At 54.6% G+C, this 19,869-nt stretch carries 18 protein-coding genes; 7 read left to right on the forward strand and 11 right to left on the reverse strand.

The window, feature by feature from the left end:
* Positions 1-80 precede the first annotated feature (80 nt).
* Together rimP and ACWIUF_RS04935 are read right to left on the reverse strand one after the other, a co-directional pair.
* Complete coding sequence (gene rimP, locus ACWIUF_RS04930) at positions 81-548, reverse strand: ribosome maturation factor RimP (RefSeq protein ID WP_448571143.1); 468 nt, start codon at positions 546-548, stop codon at positions 81-83.
* A 272-nt stretch (positions 549-820) separates the two neighbouring features.
* Entirely contained in the window at positions 821-1,711 is an 891-nt protein-coding gene (locus tag ACWIUF_RS04935) for an alpha/beta fold hydrolase (RefSeq protein ID WP_448571145.1), read from the reverse strand.
* A gap of 73 nt (positions 1,712-1,784) precedes the next feature.
* On the opposite strand from ACWIUF_RS04935, the gene ACWIUF_RS04940 reads away from it, so the two are divergent.
* Both ACWIUF_RS04940 and ACWIUF_RS04945 read left to right on the forward strand, forming a co-directional pair.
* Positions 1,785-2,912 carry a glycosyl transferase gene (locus ACWIUF_RS04940; RefSeq protein WP_448571146.1) on the forward strand — a complete coding sequence of 376 codons (1,128 nt, stop codon included), beginning with the start codon at positions 1,785-1,787 and terminating at the stop codon, positions 2,910-2,912.
* Positions 2,913-3,075: 163 nt separating this feature from the next.
* Positions 3,076-3,738, forward strand: a complete 663-nt coding sequence (locus tag ACWIUF_RS04945) for a hypothetical protein (RefSeq protein WP_448571148.1) — start codon at positions 3,076-3,078, stop codon at positions 3,736-3,738.
* Between the two features lie 190 nt (positions 3,739-3,928).
* On the opposite strand, the gene phoU is transcribed toward ACWIUF_RS04945, so the two are convergent.
* The 4 genes from phoU to ACWIUF_RS04965 form a co-directional block, all read right to left on the reverse strand.
* Positions 3,929-4,597: a phosphate signaling complex protein PhoU gene (gene phoU, locus ACWIUF_RS04950; RefSeq protein WP_448571149.1), complete on the reverse strand. Its 669-nt coding sequence runs from the start codon at positions 4,595-4,597 to the stop codon at positions 3,929-3,931.
* Positions 4,598-4,835: 238 nt separating this feature from the next.
* Complete coding sequence (locus ACWIUF_RS04955; RefSeq protein WP_448571150.1) at positions 4,836-5,453, reverse strand: cytochrome c oxidase subunit 3; 618 nt, start codon at positions 5,451-5,453, stop codon at positions 4,836-4,838.
* Positions 5,454-5,809: 356 nt separating this feature from the next.
* Complete coding sequence (ctaD, locus tag ACWIUF_RS04960; RefSeq protein ID WP_448571151.1) at positions 5,810-7,456, reverse strand: cytochrome c oxidase subunit I; 1,647 nt, start codon at positions 7,454-7,456, stop codon at positions 5,810-5,812.
* 81 nt (positions 7,457-7,537) lie between these two features.
* On the reverse strand, positions 7,538-8,617 hold the full coding sequence (locus tag ACWIUF_RS04965) for a cytochrome c oxidase subunit II (RefSeq protein WP_448571152.1): 1,080 nt from the start codon (positions 8,615-8,617) through the stop codon (positions 7,538-7,540).
* 702 nt (positions 8,618-9,319) lie between these two features.
* On the opposite strand from ACWIUF_RS04965, the gene ACWIUF_RS04970 reads away from it, so the two are divergent.
* Positions 9,320-10,237: a COX15/CtaA family protein gene (locus tag ACWIUF_RS04970; protein WP_448571153.1), complete on the forward strand. Its 918-nt coding sequence runs from the start codon at positions 9,320-9,322 to the stop codon at positions 10,235-10,237.
* Positions 10,238-10,316: 79 nt separating this feature from the next.
* Positions 10,317-11,291: a heme o synthase gene (locus ACWIUF_RS04975; RefSeq protein ID WP_448571154.1), complete on the forward strand. Its 975-nt coding sequence runs from the start codon at positions 10,317-10,319 to the stop codon at positions 11,289-11,291.
* Positions 11,292-11,321: 30 nt separating this feature from the next.
* Here ACWIUF_RS04975 and bioA read toward each other — a convergent pair whose 3' ends face one another.
* From bioA to bioF, 5 genes are all read right to left on the reverse strand, one after another.
* The gene (bioA, locus tag ACWIUF_RS04980; protein WP_448571155.1) at positions 11,322-12,605 is read right to left on the reverse strand and encodes an adenosylmethionine--8-amino-7-oxononanoate transaminase; all 1,284 of its coding nucleotides are present in this window, start codon (positions 12,603-12,605) and stop codon (positions 11,322-11,324) included.
* Between the two features lie 31 nt (positions 12,606-12,636).
* On the reverse strand, positions 12,637-13,272 hold the full coding sequence (gene bioD, locus ACWIUF_RS04985) for a dethiobiotin synthase (RefSeq protein WP_448571156.1): 636 nt from the start codon (positions 13,270-13,272) through the stop codon (positions 12,637-12,639).
* A gap of 24 nt (positions 13,273-13,296) precedes the next feature.
* Complete coding sequence (locus tag ACWIUF_RS04990) at positions 13,297-14,166, reverse strand: methyltransferase domain-containing protein (RefSeq protein ID WP_448571157.1); 870 nt, start codon at positions 14,164-14,166, stop codon at positions 13,297-13,299.
* A 137-nt stretch (positions 14,167-14,303) separates the two neighbouring features.
* Positions 14,304-15,089 carry a hypothetical protein gene (locus ACWIUF_RS04995; RefSeq protein WP_448571159.1) on the reverse strand — a complete coding sequence of 262 codons (786 nt, stop codon included), beginning with the start codon at positions 15,087-15,089 and terminating at the stop codon, positions 14,304-14,306.
* Positions 15,090-15,122: 33 nt separating this feature from the next.
* Complete coding sequence (gene bioF / locus ACWIUF_RS05000) at positions 15,123-16,334, reverse strand: 8-amino-7-oxononanoate synthase (RefSeq protein ID WP_448571160.1); 1,212 nt, start codon at positions 16,332-16,334, stop codon at positions 15,123-15,125.
* A 314-nt stretch (positions 16,335-16,648) separates the two neighbouring features.
* Here bioF and ACWIUF_RS05005 point away from each other — a divergent pair, with 314 nt between their 5' ends.
* From ACWIUF_RS05005 to ACWIUF_RS05015, 3 genes are all read left to right on the forward strand, one after another.
* On the forward strand, positions 16,649-18,421 hold the full coding sequence (locus tag ACWIUF_RS05005; RefSeq protein WP_448571161.1) for an iron uptake porin: 1,773 nt from the start codon (positions 16,649-16,651) through the stop codon (positions 18,419-18,421).
* Positions 18,422-18,576: 155 nt separating this feature from the next.
* Positions 18,577-19,014 carry an RrF2 family transcriptional regulator gene (locus ACWIUF_RS05010; protein WP_448571163.1) on the forward strand — a complete coding sequence of 146 codons (438 nt, stop codon included), beginning with the start codon at positions 18,577-18,579 and terminating at the stop codon, positions 19,012-19,014.
* A 10-nt stretch (positions 19,015-19,024) separates the two neighbouring features.
* Entirely contained in the window at positions 19,025-19,756 is a 732-nt protein-coding gene (locus ACWIUF_RS05015) for a J domain-containing protein (RefSeq protein ID WP_448571164.1), read from the forward strand.
* Positions 19,757-19,869 lie beyond the last annotated feature (113 nt).

Raw genomic sequence — 19,869 nt, forward strand, 5'->3', positions numbered from 1 at the left:
GGGCAATCGGGGGGTGGCGGGATGTGTCCCTGTTAAGGTGTCCTGCTTCCCCTAGCGTTACCGGGGGCTGGGTCGCCGACCTAATCCGTCTCGGCTTCGATCAGTTGGACCTGCTGAACACAGTCCCGGGGAATGGCCAGGGTGCGCCCGCGTTGATTCAGGTATACGGCAGCCTCGTCGCGGCGGATCAGCCGTCCTTGCCAGTGGCGCTGGCCATCGTGGGGGGGATCAACCACCACTTGTACTGGAAATCCCCGAAAGGAGGTAAAGTCGCGATCGCTGCTCAGGGTCTCGGACAGGCCAGGGCTGGAAATTTCAAGCACGTAGGGTTCGGAGATCAGATTCTCGGCGTCGAGGCAAGCTTCCAAGGCACGGCTCATGGCTTCACAGTCGTCTAACCCGGTGTCTCCCTGGGCATTACGCACATCGACCCGTAAGACGGGGGGCGCTTGGTTGGTATGGAAGACCGCCCCGACCACTTCCAAGCCAAGGGTTTGCGCGATCGGGGTCGCGAGGGCCAGAATTTGGGGAACGAGGGGATGGGTCATAGCACCACTCCGGGACGGGCAAGCAATTGGGACAAGCAACAGCACTTGGGCAACAACGTGGGCAATCGCACTTGGATAATAACAAGCTCAGAATTGGGCCATTACTTAGAATTGGGCAATAAAAAAGTGGGCTGCACCCACTCCTCATGAAAATCTATTCCCATGAAGCGAATCAGACAGCCCGCAAGCCGCCTGCTTCTGCCCCCAGTGTAGCGGATTAATGCCAAAAGCGGTAAACCCTGACCCCGTGATGGCACGGCAGCCGCCAAGGACTACCCGGTGATGGTGACGACCCAATCCCGCAGGTGTTGGTTGACGCGATCGGGGATTTCGTCGTGGGGACAGTGACCCGCCGGGAGGAAATATTCCTGGAGCTGGGGGTAGTGTTGGCGGAAGCGGGCGCTACGCTGGGCAACATTCATCCAGGGATCTCCTTCGCCCCACAGCAGCAGCAGGGGATGGGATAGATCGTGCAGGAGGGTATCGACAAACTCTCCTTGGGGGGTGCGGAAGACGGCGGCAAAAACTTGGGCTGCGCCCCGATCGCAGGATGGACGATAGATATCCTCGACCAATTGATCGGTGACAGCGGTTTGATCAACGTAGACCTTGCGCAGGGTTTTGCGGATGGTCGATCGTCGCCGCGTGTATTGGAAAATCAGGTAACTGACCCAATCCTGTTGGAACAGGGTCCGCAGGCTTTGCCGCAGCAGGGTTTGCCAAGGAGAGGGCGGCGGGGTCGGTTCGCTATCGCTGAAGGGCCCCGCACTGTTGAGCAAGACTAGGCCACAGGCACTTTCCGGACGTTGGGCCGCTACACAAAGGGAGACATAGCCCCCCAGGGAGTTGCCCACCAAAATCACAGGTCGCCGAATCACATCGGTGATAAAGTCGTGCAATTGGTCGCGCCAGAGATCGCCGCTATACGACCAGTTCGGTTTGGCCGATCGCCCAAAGCCTAGCAAATCAATGGCCCAGATCTCGAACTCGTCCTGGAGACCGGCGATCGTTTTGCGCCAGTGATCCGTTGACGCACCAAAGCCATGCACCAATAGTAAGGGCGGGTGCGGGGACCGGGGCGTCCCCGCTTGAACGTAGTAGAGCCGTTGGCCACGCCAGGTGCAATAATTTCCTGTCACAGTCTCAGCGCAAAGTTGCGTCATGGCCTCAACCCAAACCATTAAGTAATGTTTAGAAACTTGTTTTTATTGTAATAATTTTAGCGAGAATGCTTCTATGGTCAAGGCGCGGCCCACGCTGTATGTGGCGATTACAAATCATGGGTTTGGTCATGCCACCCGTACCCTGTCGGTGGTGGCAGCGATTCAGGCCCGTTGCCCGGAGATTCTGCCGATCCTGGTGACGACGGCTCCCCGTTGGCTTTTGGAGTCTGCTCTGACTGAGCACTTTATCCACCGTCCCCGCAGTTTTGATGTGGGCGTCGTGCAGACGGATAGCTTGACGATGGATAAGGCGGCTACCCTGGCCAAGCTGGCGGCGATTCGTGCCCGTGAGGCGGCGATCGTGGCGGCGGAAGTGGGGTTTATTGAGCAGAATCGGGTTCGCCTGGTGTTGGCGGATATCCCGCCCCTAGCGGCGGTCATTGCCCAGCGGGCAGGCATTCCGTGCTGGATGATGAGTAATTTTGGTTGGGACTTTATCTATCGCGATTGGGGGGCTGGGTTTAGCGCGATCGCGGACTGGATGGCGGCGTGTTACCAGCAGTGCGATCGCCTGTTTCGCCTGCCCTTTCACGAAGCGATGGCAGCGTTTCCCCAGATTACGGATGTGGGCCTGACGGGCGGAACCCCACGCTATGACCTGGATGTTCTGCGACGGTTACTAGGGCTAAGGGCGCCACCGGAACGGACGGTACTGCTGACCTTTGGCGGTTTAGGGTTGCAAGGCATTCCCTATGCTGGGTTAGCGGCGTTCCCGGACTGGCAATTTTTAACCTTTGATGTCCAAGCCCCGGCCCTGCCCAATCTGATTTCAGTGCAGGGACCCGCGATCCAGGTGCGGGCCAATGGGGTTGATCTGCGGCGTTTGCGTCCGGTGGACCTCATGCCCCTGTGTGGCCGGGTGGTGTCGAAACCGGGATTTAGTACCTTTGCCGAAGCCTGTCGGCTGGCGGTTCCGATCGTCACCCTCACCCGCGATGACTTTGCCGAGGCGGCGCTCCTGATCAACGGGATTCAGGATTATGCCGAGCACCAAATCCTCACGCCAGCGGCCTTCAACCAGGGTAACTGGGCCTTTTTGCACGAACCGCCTCACCCCCCGCGTTTGGGGCGCAACGCGATCGCCCAGGACGGAACCGAAACGATCGCCCAAGCGGTTATTACGGCCCTGCTGGCAACCTGAGTCATCCTAGCTGCGCTCGGGATCGGCGCGGGCAGGCATCCCGGCAAACCGCGCTTTTTTCGGTCTCGCAAGTCGATACAATTGGGGTAAGCAAGTTTTGAGCCATCGCAGGTATTCAATGGAAGTCCAAAGAGAATTTTTCCCCCGCGTTCGTAAGACCGTTATGCCGCGTCCCTATTTTGCGGAAGTTCCGGATGTGTTGGGCCAAAGTGGGACGGCGTGGGCCGTGGATGCAACCATTTATGGGGATAACTGGTACCTCGATCGCTGGCAAGGTTTAATTGAGATTTATGGCGCAGGGGCAGCCATTAGCTTCTTCTCATTGCTACCTCGGAAAAACAAGTATGAGGCTGAAGGTTTGTATCTACGGCTCAAGTTAGCCTATCGCACCACGGCCAATGCCAATGTGAATATTCGGACATTTTCCGGTCGTCATGTGGGCTTGCCCAACAGCGTGGATGGAGCCATTTTTGACGACTCGGAAACCTACTGGTGGGTGACGGACGATCTGACGCTGAATGTGAACTCGATCTATACGGACGAAAAGTTTTGGATTCAGCGGGTTGATTGGGAATGGGTGAGCAAGGAGGTTATTTACGAAGATGAGGTGGGTACCCAAGATCCGTTCCTCACCCGTACCCTAGCGGAGGTTGAAAAACTCTATGCGCCCAAGGCCATTAACCCGGATTCCGTGAAGCAATTCCTGATCGATAAAATCCAAAAGGATGAGGGGTTTGCCAAGCGCTGTCTCAGTCTGCTCTGCCAGGATCAACTCATGGGGAAAGATCTGGCCCAAATGTTTACGGATGGCGGCTTAACGCTCTAGTCGGTCGAAAAGTCAATTCCGTAAGGTTGGTTGTGCTGACTTTAGCGAGCAACGACTAAAGTCGTGACTACGAACCTTGCGAAACGGTATCTGCAACGCGCCTGACAGGGCACTAGGGGGGCCGAGACCCGGCAAATAACGGTGAATGGACCCGATCGGCCAAGGAGATTGTCCAGCGATCGTCGTGGCCCTAATTCCGTTGACCGGTCACAATATAAGCAACCCGCCCCCCAATATTGGTGGCGTGATCGGCCATGCGTTCTAAATAACGAATCGTCAGCACCAGTAACACGATCGGTTCAATGGCACCGGGGACATCGTATTGGATTGCCAACAGTTGGTAGAGACGATCGTAGTCGTCATCAACGGTGTCATCCCTCGCCTTCATATCCAGACCCGACTGGGCATCCAGATCCGACAGGGCGGCTAGACTTAGGGCTAACATGGCCCGACAACGATCGAGCATGATCTGGACCTGGGGCAGACAGCTATGGGGCGGATAGGGGAATAACTTGATAGCCACTTCACCCAAGTCTTTGGCATAGTCCCCAATGCGCTCGAGATCGCGCACCAATTGCATAATGGCACTGACTAGCCGCAGATCTTGGGTAACGGGGGATTGCAGGGCCATGATGCTGACGCAATCCAGTTCGATTTGGCGGTAAAACTGATCGATTTGTTTGTCCTGACGGGCGATCGCGTCGGCGGCAGGGAGATCACGTTCAAAGAGGGCCTGTCGGGCTAACCAACAAGAGTTCTCGACCAATGCTCCCATGCGCAGCACATCCTGCTGTAGTCGCCGTAGTTGGCGATCAAAGTGAGGACGGCTGCGGCGTTGCACCTCAGAATGTGTATTCACGCGCAGTCTCTACCATTTGAGCCGATGGGATGCAGACCGACACCAGCAGCCTGTATCGTTCAGTATAACGACCCTCACGGGTAGATGCGTGTTCTGGGGAGTACGGTTAGGCAGATCAACGTTGCTAGCAATGGATCAAAGGATTGGGGCACTCAAGAGCGTCAGACACCTTACCCAAGTTTGTCGTGACGACTTTAGTTGTGCCTACTACCCGTATTCTGCTCGTGCCACTCCCTGCTTAGAACAGGGTCAGGATATAGAGCAGGCCAAATAGAATGATCCAGATAATATCAACAAAGTGCCAATAGATTTCGGCCATCTCTGCCCCCGTATGCTTCGTTGCATCGTAATGACCCGGACGCCGCGATCGCCAGACCACGCCCAGAATTAATAAAATTCCCACCAGTACGTGCAGGCCGTGAAATCCAGTCATCAAATAGAAACAATTAGCAAAAATATTGCTACTGAGGCCATAGCCAAGGGTTAAGTATTCATAGGCTTGACCGGCCAAGAAGGTGGCTCCCATTGCGGCGGTTAGCAAAAACCAAAGCCGAAGCCCGCCGACCTTGCCGGCCTTAATCGCAGCATCACCCTGATGAATCACAAAGCTACTGGATACCAGAATAATGGTGTTGATGGCAGGTAAGAGTAACTCAACCTCGGTTCCTTCTGGTGGCCAGGCAAGCGCATCGCTGCGCAGGATTAAATACGTGGCAAACAGCCCGCCAAACATGAGCGATTCCGAGACGAGAAAAATTAATAGGCCCAGTCGCCGGTAGTCAGGGTGTTCGCCCTCATGGGCACCATGACCCCTCGTCGCGATCGGGGTATGGGTATCAACTGTTGAGCCTTGCATCGTTTTGACCTCCTATACCAATGTCCTATCAAGTATCCTGTCTGATGCCCTACCTCACCCGTCAGCCATTGCGCCAATCTTTTGTGGGGTAGGCGTCCCGCCTGCCAGAGACTAGTAGCTCGAAAAGTAAATTCTGCAACGTTCGTAGTGCTGGCTTTAGCCGGCAACGACTAAAGTCGTTACTACCAACGTTGCGAAACTTTATGTTCGCTGTACTAGTCCTCACCAGCCAGAGACCAATACTCACCTGTCAGCCATTGCGCCAATTTCTGGTGGGGTAGGCGTCCCGCCTGCCAGAGACTAGTCCTCAACCGCCTGCCAGAGGCCCATCCCACCATCCATGACTTGTGCCCTAACTAAACAGGTGCCTTTTCGCCATAGCCCATGCCGTAGTCATAGGGGCCGTGGGTCACGGTAGGCAGTACCTCCCAATTCTCCACCAAGGGTGGGGATGCCGTAGTCCACTCCAGGGTCAATGCTTGCCAGGGGTTACCATCGGCCTTGGCTCCATAGAACCAACTCCAGGCCATGTTAAAGAAAAAGGGCAAGACCGAGATCCCCAGAATAAAGGCCCCGATCGTGCAAATGACATTCAAATCCGTAAATTGCGGATCATACATAGCCACCCGACGCGGCATCCCCTTCAGGCCCAATTCGTGCATGGGTAAAAAGGTCAAGTTAGTCCCAATTAGAGTCAAGACAAAATGGATTTGGCCCAGGGTCTCGTTATACATCCGCCCCGTAATTTTGGGGAACCAGTGGTAGATCCCGGCATAGAGACCGAAGACAGACCCGCCAAACAGCACGTAATGGAAGTGGGCCACGACAAAGTAAGTATCGTGGACATGGACATCAAAGGGCGCATTGCCCAGCATGACGCCACTCAGCCCCCCCATGACAAACATGGCGAGGAGACCCACAGCAAAAAGCATCGGGCTGGTGAGGCGGATTTTGCCCCCCCACAGGGTTGCCACCCAGCTAAACACTTTTACCCCGGTGGGCACAGCCACAATCAGGGTTGAAATCGTGAAAAACATCCGCATCCAGGGGGGAGTCCCGCTGGTAAACATATGGTGTACCCACACAAATAGACCAACGATACAAATGGCCAAGCTGGAATAGGCGATCGCCTTATAGCCAAAAATAGGTTTGCGGGCATGGACTGGGATCACCTCCGACATAATGCCGAAGATCGGTAGGACCATCAGATACACCGCCGGGTGGGAATAGAACCAGAACAGGTGTTGGTAAATCACCACATCACCCCCGGCATCAGGTTTGAAAAATGAGGTGCCGAAGTTGATGTCGAACAGCAGCAGGATTAGCCCGATCGCCAAGACTGGGGTGGAAAAAAGGGCCAGCGTGGAAGTGGCCAGCATCGCCCAGCAAAACAGCGGTAGCCGATCCCAGGTCATGCTCGGTACCCGGAACTTCCAGAGGGTAACAATGAAATTCAGGGCACCCAAAATGGAAGAAGTTCCCACGAGCACAATGCTGAGAATCCACATGGACTGGGCCGTATTATTGGTAATCAAACTGAGGGGTGGATAGGCCGTCCAACCGGTTTGGGACCCCCCAAAAAAGAAACTACCTAGCAGTAACAACCCGGCGGGTGGATTCAACCAAAAGGCGATCGCATTGAGCTTGGGAAAGACCATATCCCGCGCCCCGATCATCAGGGGGATCAGAAAATTGCCAAAACCCCCGATCGCCGCCGGCACAATCCACAAAAAAATCATGATGGTACCGTGGTTGGTCATCAGGGCATTGTAAACTCCCGGATCAAGGAAATCGGGATCGGGCGTGGACAATTCCGTCCGCATGGCAACTGCCATCAAGCCGCCGATTAGATAAAAGAAAAAGCTCAGGACTAGGTATTGGATACCGATCACCTTATGGTCCGTATTAAAGGTGAAATAGTCGTACCACTTCCAGGCTTGGGGGTGGTGATGGCCCGTCGGCATGGCTGCCGCAACAGGCATAGACGCATCAGATTGGGTCATAAGTCTGGAGGATAATACTGTTCACATCAAATCATTTGGAAAGCCAACCATGCGGAGGTGGCTATTAGCCCAATACACACCCTAGCGGGGCAGTTGGGTAAGGACATCCTGGGTGACGCCCATTTCCTGGGCATAGGGGGTGAGGAACTCCGCATCACTAGCTGGCGTTGGCGTGAGGGCAACGGTGGCAGTGGCATCAGCCTGCTGGGCAATTTGCGCCTGCAACCATGCGTCGAATTCTGCCTCAGGATGGACAACGACCTGGGAGCGCATGGAGCCGTGGTACGAACCACACAGTTCCGCACAGATAATCGGATAGGACCCTGGCTTCGTTGCCACGAACTGGAGTTGGGAGGGTTGACCCGGCAGGGCATCTTGTTTTATGCGGAATTGGGGCACCCAGAGGGAATGAATCACATCCTGGGCGGTGATTTTGAGTTGCACTGTTTTACCCACTGGCACATGCAACTCACCACTGACAACGCCACTGTCGGGATAGTTAAAAATCCAGGCATATTGCAGGCCCATCACATCTACCACAAGATCCGCTGGTTTGCCCATTACATCAGGGGTCGCGCCAAACCCATATTTGGGACCAGGGACATCCGGCTTTTCGTTCCCCTCCCCCTTATCAGCGAGGACCGGTTCCGTCCCCGTGTCCAACCTGGGGGCACTCAGCGGCAGGGGAGCGGCGATCGCACTGCCCCTCAGCGACGCAGGCTTAGCCTCGGATACGGTGGCCGGACGGTGGTGGCCGGCGTGGGACATCATCATGCCTTGCCCCGACTGCTCAAAGCCACCCATTTCCTCATAGATTTCAACGCTATAGAGGCCCAAACCGATCACAATCACGGCGGGGATCGCGGTCCAGAAGATTTCCAGCGGCAGGTTACCGTGAATCGGGGGTGCATCCGTATCATCACCCGGTTTGCGTCGGAAACGAATGACCGCAAAGATAATGGCTCCCTCAACCACGAGGAAGAGGGCTGCCGCGATCGTCATCATCAGGTTAAAAAAACGATCCACGAGGGGGGCCTGCTTAGAAACCTCCTCCGGCATCAGGCCGTGATGCTGACCAAACCAAAGGCTGAAGAGGGTAACAATGACTCCCAGGGTTAGGGTGAGCAGGGAGGTGGGAACCGTTTCTTTCGGAGTTTGCATGGTGGGGTAGCACGGTTACTTAAAGATGAATGCAATGCAGTGTCTCAATTAGTGTATCCATTTGCCTCCAGGGAATAGCTTGAAATCCTGGGAGTTTCTTTAGCTTTTCTTTTTTCTTTGGGATCAGGATTGCCCGCCTAGCACCCGCCAGTACCATCAATGGCGCTGCGGCCCTAGGGGCTGTACAGCACTTCCATCGTGAGGTAGAGACAAGGGGCTTAAGCCCCTTGTTTATAAGGCTTGACAGTACTTCATTAGGGAGGGAACGGCTGTATCCCCGCTTACCCAACACTCATCCCAATCACCGACGGGACACCCGATCGCTGGCAGTAACCCGCCCGGCGCAGAAATTGGTAGCGATTGCAACTTCCGATCCCAGATTTGTATGGTTTCTTCAAGAACAACAAATATATGTTACTGAGGAAATCTTAAGAAAAACCAAAAAAATTCCAAAGAAATTCCGAAATTAAGCCCCTCCGGCAAGGGATTGATTACAGTGTTAACGGAGGTTTGCCTGCTTTTACTTGTCTACCCCTTGACTAAGTCAGTGTGGGCAATTACTCATTCTGTTGTTACCTATTATTGCGATCATTCTTGCCATTCGATTTTCGCAACTGCTTTTAAGACTTCGAGAGATTGCCGATGTTCCATGCTGTGTTCCCACAGACCCCCCCCGCTTCGTCGGATCAGCCAACCCCGTGCATGCGGATTTACCAATTGGTGCAGCAGATGGTGATTGCGACGTTGTTGTTAATGGCGATCGGCAGTGCCACACGGGTGATGAATGCCGGACTGGCCTGTCCGGACTGGCCCCTGTGCTACGGTCAGTTGGTCCCCGCTAAGCAGATGAACTTACAGGTTTTTCTGGAGTGGTTCCATCGCCTGGATGCGGCCCTGTTGGGAATCCTGGCGATCGTACTGGCGGCTAGCAGTTGGTGGTATCGCCGCGATCTACCCCGTTGGGTGCCGTGGTTAGCAACATTAGCCCTGGGTCTGATTATCTTCCAGGGCGTCTTGGGTGGTTTAACGGTCACCGAGCTACTCCGCTTCGATATTGTGACCGCGCACTTGGGCACGGCCCTTTTGTTCTTAATCACCTTGCTGATTCTGGCCAGCAGCCTGATGCCCTACCAGCCCATGGGAACAGCGACTAAGCTGCCCTGGCTGGGCCTAACAACGGCGGTTTTGGTCTATTTGCAATGTCTGTTGGGCGGTCTTGTGGCCTCCCGCTGGGCCGCGCACCAGTGTTTCGCTGGGTTTGAACTGTGTACCGTGATGAATAGTCACCTCGTTGGGGTTCTCCCTCCCACGATCGCCACGCTGGGGGTCGTGGTGATGGCATGGCGGACGCCAGCGCTCCATCCCACCCTACGGCAAGCCGCCAACCTGGCCCTTTTCTTTCTGGTTCTACAGATTGGGGTTGGGGTCGCCACTTTCCGCCTACACCTACAGGTAGAACCTCTAACCGTGGCGCACCAAACCATTGGAGCACTGCTTCTGGCCAGCCTCACCGTCTTGACTGTCCTAGCTTGGCGAGATGTCTATGCCCCCCTAGGTCAGGGGGCACCGCCTGCGATCGCGACCCCCGATTCCGCCCTAGAGTCCAGCCCTGCTTCCTAGACAATCGTCAGGATTTTTTCAACCCTCACTTCCTTGCTCCTCGCCTTATTCTTCATTGTTTTTCAGGCGTTAGATTGCCATGCAAGAAATTCTTACGGCTCCGCTGCCCCATCACCGTAACCTGCTCCAGGTTCTACGCAGTTATTACCAATTGACCAAGCCCCGGATTATTCTGTTGTTGTTGATTACCACGGCGGCCAGTATGTGGGTGGCTGCCCACGGTGAAGTTGACCCCTTGCTCCTGCTGGTCACCTTAGTGGGCGGCGCACTGGCAGCGGCGGCGGCGAATACGATTAACTGCCTCTACGATCGTGATATTGATGCGATCATGGTGCGTACTGCCCACCGGCCCCTACCCTCCGGTCGGATTCAACCCCGCGATGCCCTAATTTTTGCCGGGGTGTTGGCGGCGATGGCCTTTGGGTTGCTGACGATTGTTGCGAATCTCCTCAGTGCCCTACTGGCCATGTCAGGGATTGTCTTCTACGTCGCTATCTATACCCATCTGTTGAAACGCCACCATGTCCAAAACATCGTGATTGGGGGGGCGGCGGGGGCGATTCCTCCCCTGGTTGGTTGGGCGGCGGTCACCGGTGAACTGAGCTGGGCGGCCTGGTTATTTTTTGGAATTATTTTCCTGTGGACCCCGCCCCATTTCTGGGCCTTGGCAATGATGATCCGGGAGGACTATGCCAAGGTGGACGTGCCCATGTTGCCTGTGGTGGTGGGAGAGGCGGCAACTAGTCGCCAGATTCTGGTTTATACCCTAATCCTGATTCCCGTCAGTTTAGGGCTGGCCTATCCCCTTGGAGTGAGTGGGCCAGTTTATGCTGCGGTCGCGCTGATCCTGGGGGCGCTCTTTATCAAAAAAGCCTGGGAGTTGCTGCAAGATCCGACCGATCTGCAACTGGCACGATCGCTGTTCAAGTACTCCATCTTTTACCTCATGCTGCTCTGTGCTGGCATGACGATCGACAGCCTGCCCGTGACCCATCAGGTCACCACCCTCTTAGCGAGTCAACTTGAGCATCTGGTCAGTCTGGCCCAGTTATAGGGTCAATCCCCAAGTCGAATGAAGTTGGGTTTAGGGGATGAGGGTTTGGATGAGGGTTTGGATACCGACGTAGGTGTCGGCGAGTTGGGTATCCGTGATGCAGTAGGGCGGCATCAGGTACAGAACATTGCCGAGGGGGCGGAGGAGTAGGCCCTGCGCAATCGCGGCTTGGCGGAAGGGCTGGGCAATCTGGTTGAAATAGCCCGGTGTCGCGGGGGTGATCAGATCCATTGCCGCGATCGTTCCCATTACCCGTAATTTCTCGACCTGGGGCAGGGTTTGTAGGGCTTGGAAGTGGCTGAGATGCTTGGCTTCAAGCCCTTGAAAAGCGGGCTTAAATTCCGCTAGGAGTTCTAAGGAAGCCAGGGCTGCTGCACAACCTAGGGGATTAGCCGTATAGCTATGGCCGTGATAAAGGGCTTTATGGGCATCCTCACTGTAAAAGGCGTTATAGAGAGTTTCAGTGCAAACCGTTACGGCTAGGGGTAAAAAGCCCCCCGTGATCCCTTTGGAAAGACAAATAATGTCGGGGGTAACGCCTGCCCGATCGCTGGCAAACACGGCTCCGGTTCGACCAAACCCCGTCATCACCTCATCAAAAATGAGCAGGACATTAAACTGTTGACTAATGCGACGAAGCTGCTGCATAAACTCAGGCCGACAGATGCGCATTCCACCGGCCCCTTGCACCAAAGGTTCAATAATGATAGCTGCATAGCGATCGGGATTTTGAATCAGACAATTCTCCAACTGGTTAATCACCAGAGCTTCCCGTAGGGATACCTCCTGATCCTGAAGGTAGGTTGCAGGAAAGGGAATGAATTCAACTTCAAAGAGGAGATCAGAAAAGGCTTGGGAAAAGGGCGATCGCGATCCCACGGACATTGCGCCAAAAGTATCCCCGTGATAACTCCCCTCAAAGGCGATAAAGGTTGAACGCTTCTGTCCCAAATTCACCCAATATTGATAGGCCATTTTTAAGGCCACTTCCACTGAGGTAGACCCGTCATCGGAGAAAAAGACTCGACTCAAGTTACCCGGTAGTAGTGCAGTCAATTGTTCGGATAATTGCTCAGCAGGATCGTGAGTAAACCCAGCAAAGATGACATGTTCTAATTGTTGGGCCTGCTGAAAAATTGCTTGAGCAATTTTGGGATGGGCATGACCATAGAGATTAACCCACCAACTGGAAATGCAATCAATAATCCGCCGCCCATCTTCAAGCTCTAGCCAAACGCCTTGGGCGGCTTTGACCTTCAACGGTTCTAGAGCTGTTTTTGCTTGGGAAAAGGGGTACCAGATATGGGGATGCATGGGTGATGTCCCGGTAAAACCTTAGTTAATGTTAAGTAAAATTCAGTTGAGAAAATGCCTGTTTCAAGGTGCTAGGATTAACCTCAGCAAGAGGGTGTACTTCTCCCAGAATTTTCACTTGGCCGTAGTGAGCGATCGCGCGACAGTTCTCGATATTTTCTGGCCCATTGACAATCACACCGAGGATGGGAATTTGGTAGCGACGGAGTTGGGCGATCGCCAAGAGCGTATGGTTAATCGTTCCCAGGGTGCTACGGGCCACAAGGCAAACGGGTAACTGCCAGGCGGCGATGAGATCGATAATGAAATGCCGATCGTTAATCGGCACCATTAATCCCCCGGCTCCTTCCACGATCAAGGGAGCGTGCGTAACCTGGCTGGGTAATTGCAGGTCAGAGAGGGTGATTGCAACCCCATCGATCGCGGCAGATAAATGGGGAGAAAGCGGCTGGGTCAGGCGAAACTGTTCCGGCAGAAAATGAGTCGCATCTAGTTGAGTGGCTTGTCGCACATAATCCGTATCTGTGATCGTATCGAGACCGGATTGAATCGGTTTCCAGTAGGTGCCATTGGTCCCGGCCAGCAACAAGGCTGACATGACGGTTTTACCCACATTGGTATCGGTACCGGTAATAAAAATGCGATCGGGCCAGTCAGATCTGTTCATGAAGTTGATCCTCTAGGCATTCCTTTAATGATCAGCGTCCTCAGTTAGCTTAACTTGGGCGAGTAGTAGGGTGATCCCATAGCTCATCACCACGGGCTGGGCATGCCGATCGAGGTAGTGGAGCAACTGTCTGAATTGGGCCGTTGTTAGCCGCTGTCCATGAGTACTGTAATGGACCCCGATCGCCTTTAAGCTTCGGAAGAAATCCGCTGCACACCGATAGGTACAGGACGGCATCTCTTGCTGCAAGTGGATCTGGACAGAGGCATCCCTGAGGACATCAACCAGGGATTGGGTGGCGGGTAACGGATTGCCGGTAAAGGGCAGCGCCAGGGTCTGACAGGCCAACCGCCATTCGGGAAAGCTGCGATCGTCGGGAAAGGCCACTAACAACACACCCCCCGGTCGGAGCGAGTGTAGATACCGCTGGAGAGCCGCGAGGGGATGGTGAAACCATTGAATCGTAAACCCCGTGACCAGCATGGCATAGGGTTCGGGTGGTGTTATCACGCTCTCCCCGTCCATTTGCCGGAAGTGGATGTGGGTGGGTTGGCAAGCGGCCATCTGCACTTGTTGCTGAACTTGTTGCTGAACTTGTTGCTGACAAAAGGCCAGCATAGCGGGGGACAAATCTGTAATTTCCAAGGTGCGATCGGGGAAATATTTGAGTAACTGTTGGGTGATAAAGCCGGTCCCGCACCCAATTTCCAGAATTCGCCCCGACGGCAAAGGGAGATGCTTCGCCTGGAAAAAGGCCATTAATTTTTCTGCATACTGGCGCTGTAGATGGGCCTCCTGATCGTAGCGAGAGGCTGCCTGCCCAAAGGTCGCCGCGATCTGCGCTTTATCCGCCCAATCCCAATCCGACTTGTCCACGATCGATCGCTGCCTCATACCGCCCTAGTCGCTCGAAAAGTAGATTCTGCAACGTTCGTAGTGCGGGCTTTAGCCGGCAACGACTAAAGTCGTTACTACTAACTTTGCGAAACTTTATGTTTGTCATACTCGTCCCCATTTGCGGAGTGTCTCCTCTAGAGAATCGTATCGGCTAGTATCGGTTGGAGGATCGCCCAACACGCCGCCAGATGGGTAAAGGGGAGCGCATGGCCACCTGCGAGGGGGATATATTGACAAGTCTCTGAAGGCAGCGATCGCGCAGCGTCTCCCGTAGAGAATTGCGTCGCTTCTCCCCTGGAGAATTGCACCTGTTCCCATAGCTGCTCCGCTTGGGCGACGGGCACAATCCGATCCTGTAATCCCTGAAAAATAACGATTCTCGGAATTTGGCGCAGAGGGGTTAAGTCTAACTGGGCCTGATCCAGAGCTTGTAAATCCCTGAGAAGCAGGGCGTGGTCAAGGGTCGGCATTGGGGTGTCTGCGTTCGCGTCGCGTCCCCCCTGGAGCATTGCGTCCGGGTAATCGCAATTCTGGTAAAACTGGTGCAGGACAGTCAGGGGGTCCTGTTCTAACTGGGTGATCATTTGGCGTAGCACCCGCTGCGATCGCCGCTTGGCCTTCGGTTCCGACGGATGAAAGTGCTGAAACCCGCCAAAAATCACCAGTAGGTCAATATCCGTCAACAATCCCGATCCTTGCCAATCCGATATCCACCAATGCAAGCCATAGGAATGGGCCAATACAACCTTATGGCTATCCGTAGCCGAAAACTGGGGAGCCTGTCGTTCACCCCAATAACCGCGATCGTAGTGATGCCATTGGCACTGGCCCAACGCTAGAAACCGGGACTGCCAATCCTGCCAACAGTGGGCCGTAAATCCCCAGCCATGATAGGCCATCACTTCCAGCAATTTCGTCATTCCATCTCGTCATTCCATTTGTCATTCCATTTGTCATCCCGGCCATGCACAAATCGCATCTAATAATAGATCAAGGTGTTGGGTCTGGTGCTGGGCTGTCACGACTAGCCGTAACCGTGAGGTCCCGGCAGGAACAGTGGGGGGACGGATCGCGATCGCCAGAATACCCTGGTTTTCCAACCATTGGGCCAACGCCAGCGCCCGCCGAGCTTCACCAAGCCAGAGGGGGACAATCTGTGTATCCGACTGGCCCGTATCGTATCCTACTGCCTGTAGGCGTGCCCGCAGGGTGCCCGCATTGGCCAACACGGCATGACGAGCTTGCTCTAACTGGGGCATCAGAGACAGGGTTGCGTGTAGACTACCGACGATCGGCGGTGGCAGGGCAGTTGTATAGATAAAGCCTGGACACATATTAATAAGGTAATCCCGCAGGGATCGGGAGCAGGCAACAACGGCCCCAAAGCTCCCCCAGGCTTTCCCAAAGGTCCCCAACACCAGGTCTACCCGTGGCTGGTACGCGGCTAACCCCATCCCCCCTGGTCCCAATATTCCCCAAGCGTGGGCCTCATCTATATAGAGAAGCGCACCATAACGATCAGCTAGGGCGACCAGACCTGCCAAATCACAGCGATCGCCGTCCATGCTGAACACACTCTCCGTCGCAATCAAGCAGCGATCGTAGGATTGGCGATTGGCCTGCTGAAGTAAGCTTTCTAGATGATTGAGATCATTGTGACGGTAGCGTTTGAGCCGCGCCTGACTGGCGATCGCACCGTGCAACACGCTGTGGTGGCTCAGGCGATCGACCAGAATCAAAGAATACCGGGTGAGCAGAGCCGGCAGGAGGGTTGCATTGGCCTGGAACCCAGAACTAAAGAGCAAGGCCGCCTCCCGGCCACAGGCTTGGGCTAATGCCTGTTCCAAATCTTCATGAATGTCATAATTCCCCGTAACCAAACGCGACGCCGTCGCCCCTACGCCATAACGCTGGGCATAGTCCTGGGCTGCGGCAATCAGAGTAGGATGGGTGGCTAAGCCTAAATAATCGTTACTGCTAAAGTTGAGCAATCGGCGATCGCCCTGCCAAACCCACCCCCCTGGAGCATAACCGAGGGCCTGATCTGGTTTGAACACCCGGAGCGATCGCCAGCCCTGGGCATCCTGTCGCTCAGTTCGGAGGGTTTGAATAAAGTCAAAGCGATTGTCAATGCGATCGTCAATTGGCCCTAATTCTCGGCTCATCTAGGGGGTCGCTCTAGGGGGGCGCAGCAGGATTTAAGCACAGATTCAGAGTGGGCAATTGCTGGCGGTTAGAGTACAGTAAGGGTATCCTCAGTCTGCGGCAAAGCCTATCGGTTAGTCTAATTTAGTCTAATTTTAGCTGGGGTTTCCTAAGGGTTTAGCCCGCTGTTACCCGACTCTGTAGCACTTTACTGTAAAACAGATGTCAGATTTTGGAAAAAATCGGCTAAGATGGGTGCAGAATTCTCAGAGGAGTTATATACTCGATAGGTATCTTCCTCGGAGCTGTCTCGGTTAAGGTGTGAGGAAACGAAATGATGACGTCCAAGTTTTTAAGAAATTCACTTCTGGCGGCCCCCGCCCTTCTCGGTGCTAGCCTTGCCCTATCGGCGACGGCCCTGGCTAACGAAACCCGTACCGAAGGAGCCGTTCTGGTTCCCACGCTTGAAACGGCTGCTCCTCTGGAAGTAGCCCAAGCGTTGCCCACCCTGTCCACAGATGCCGTCGTTGCCCAACCGCACGTTGAATCGGTTTCTCAACTGGATACTTCAACGCTCGACCAGGTTCGGACCTACAGCCGTGAAGGCCAAGGTCAACAAGGCATCGGCCAAGTAACCTCGGTGACCCAACTGTCCGATGTTCAACCCACCGACTGGGCTTTCCAAGCATTACAGTCCCTGGTTGAAAAGTATGGCTGTATCGTGGGTTATCCCGATGGCACCTACCGTGGCCAACGGGCACTCACTCGGTTTGAGTTTGCTGCCGGTTTGAACGCTTGTTTAGATCGGGTTAATGAATTGATTGCTGCGGCAACTGCGGATCTGGCCACCAAGGAAGATCTAGCGGTTCTGCAAAAGCTACAAGAAGAATTTGCGGCTGAATTGGCCACCCTGCGGGGTCGGGTTGACAACCTGGAAGCCCGCACCGCCCAATTGGAAGCCACCCAATTCTCCACCACCACCAAGCTGCGCGGTGAAGCCATCTTCGGCCTGAGCAACGCCTTTGGAACTGACAAAGCCAGCATCGTTTTTGGCTTTACAGGTAACCGTGGCAGTGTTGATGACAATACGGTCTTCAGCAATCGTCTTCGTCTTGGTTTAGCCACCACCTTCACGGGTGAAGATCTGTTGTGGACCCGACTTGATGCCGGGAACACCAATGGCTTCATCAATGCGACGGGTACTCCAATGTCTACCCTGAGCTACGCGTTTGATAACGGTAACGATATTGGACTCGGTCAGTTGTACTACAAGTTCCCGATGGGCGATCGCGTCCAGGTGACGATTGGTACCGCTGGTTTGGACTTCGATGATATCTCGCCGACCACCTTCAACCCAGTCTATGGAGATGGGATCAACGCGATTTCTCGGTTCGCCGATCGCAATCCGTTTGTTTATCGTGCGGGTACCGCCTCCAACGCTGGGGCTGGGGTTAACTTCTGGTTCGGCAACGATCGCAAGGTTGCCTTAACTGCGGCTTACCTAGCGGGTGATGCCGGTAATCCGTCCGACAAGAACGGCCTGTTCAACGGTGACAACACCATTGTGGGTCAATTGATGTTCGCGCCGAGCGAAAACGTTGAATTTGGGTTTGCCTACACCCACTCCTACTATCCGGGTGGGGATTTGCCGGCCTTGTCGGCACTGACGGGTAGCTGGAATGCCAATGCTCCCTTTGGGGCACGCGCCACCTCCTCGAATACCTACAACGGGATGGTTAACTGGCGGATCTCGCCCAAGTTTGCCTTCGGTGGTTGGGTTGGTTTTGGGGATGCTCATCAGCAATCGGGTTCCAGCCGCAGTGCTGATATGTGGACTTGGGCCGCTGTGCTGGCCTTCCCCGACCTCGGCAAGGAAGGTAACCTGGGTGGTCTAGTGGTGGGTATGCCCCCCAAGGTCACCAACAACGATCGTGGCAGCGCCTTTGAAGATGAAGATACCTCCATCCACATTGAAGGTTTCTACAAGTTCCAACTGAACGACTTCATCGCGATTACGCCTGGTGTTTACGTGATCACCAACCCGAACCACAACAGCAACAACGACACGGTTTGGGTCGGTACGCTACGCACCACCTTCCAGTTCTAAACCCCTAAACTAGAGCTAGCAACCGCCTAGTTCTGAGTTAACTTCGAGACCTCCCTTACCCCTGAGGGAGGTTTTTTCATGGCATAAAACTTAAACCTGCATACCCCAGTGGAGAACCGGGATATACTGATAGGGGCATATTGATAGAACAGCCCGTGGAACTTTCTTGTAAAAGCGAATACGCCCTCTTGGCGCTGCTGGAGTTGGTGGGGACCTATCAGAGCGGGGAACCCCTACAAATCCGCCAGATTGCTGCCCAGCAGCACATCCCCGATCGCTATTTGGAGCAACTACTGGCGACCTTGCGCCGGGGTGGGTTTGTGCGATCGCAGCGGGGCGCAAAGGGGGGTTATACGCTAGCCCGTGATCCCTGGCAAATTAGCCTGCTGGATGTGATCAATTGCATTGAAGGGCTGGATGCCCAGGCCGCTGACCCTAAGCAAGCCAGCCAAACCGTTGAAGGTACAATTATTCATGAGGTTTGGCAAGAAGCCCAATCGGCAGTGGATTCTGTCTTCCAGCGCTATACCTTACAGGATTTAGCCACCCAACGGGATGCCAGACGCCAACGTAACTTGATGTATTACATCTAACTGTCGCGCTATGGTATCCCCAACCCATTACGAGGTGTTAGCGATCGCCCCCACCGCCACCCAGGCGGAGATCAAACAAGCCTATCGTCAATTAGTCCGGCGTATCCATCCGGATAATAATCGGGAAACCGCCGATCCGGTCCGCCTCACCCAGGTCAATGCGGCCTATGAGGTTTTAGGCAATCCCCGCCAGCGATCGGTCTACGATCGGCGGCTCCATCACCAGGGGAAACCCCACGGGGCTGAACCCAACTACACGTCGGCCTGGACGGGCCAATCCCAACGCGCGGCAACCGCTCAACAGCACCATCGGCAACAACGCCAGCAAAACCAAGCCTGTGACCAACAATGGCAAGATTGGCTCCAGCAGGTTTATACCCCCGTTGATCGCTTGCTCTACGGGATTCTGACCTCACTGCGTGCCCAGATTGATGAGTTAGCGGCTGATCCCTTTGATGATGATTTGATGCTGGCGTTTCAAGATTATCTGGAATCGTGTCGATCGGATTGGCAGGCAGCCCAACGCCAATTTCGATCGCGCCCGAATCCCAAGCACGCAGCCGGAGTCGCGGTTCATCTCTACTATTGCCTCGATCGGGTTGGGGATGGTCTGGATGAGTTGGAAGCCTTTCCCTTTAACTACAACGATCAGCACTTGCATACGGGCCAAGAGTTGTTTCGCATTGCTGCCGGTTTACGCCGAGAGGCCCAGGCAGCCCTGGGTAACTTACGCAGTGCCTAGGGCGGCGCACCATGAATCATGCAACGTTTGTAGTGTGGGCTTCAGCCCGCAACGACTGAGACCGTGACTACCCAAAGCTTGACGCTCTACGAGCAAGAGATGGGTTGTATGTG

The organism is Trichothermofontia sp., assembly GCF_053493415.1.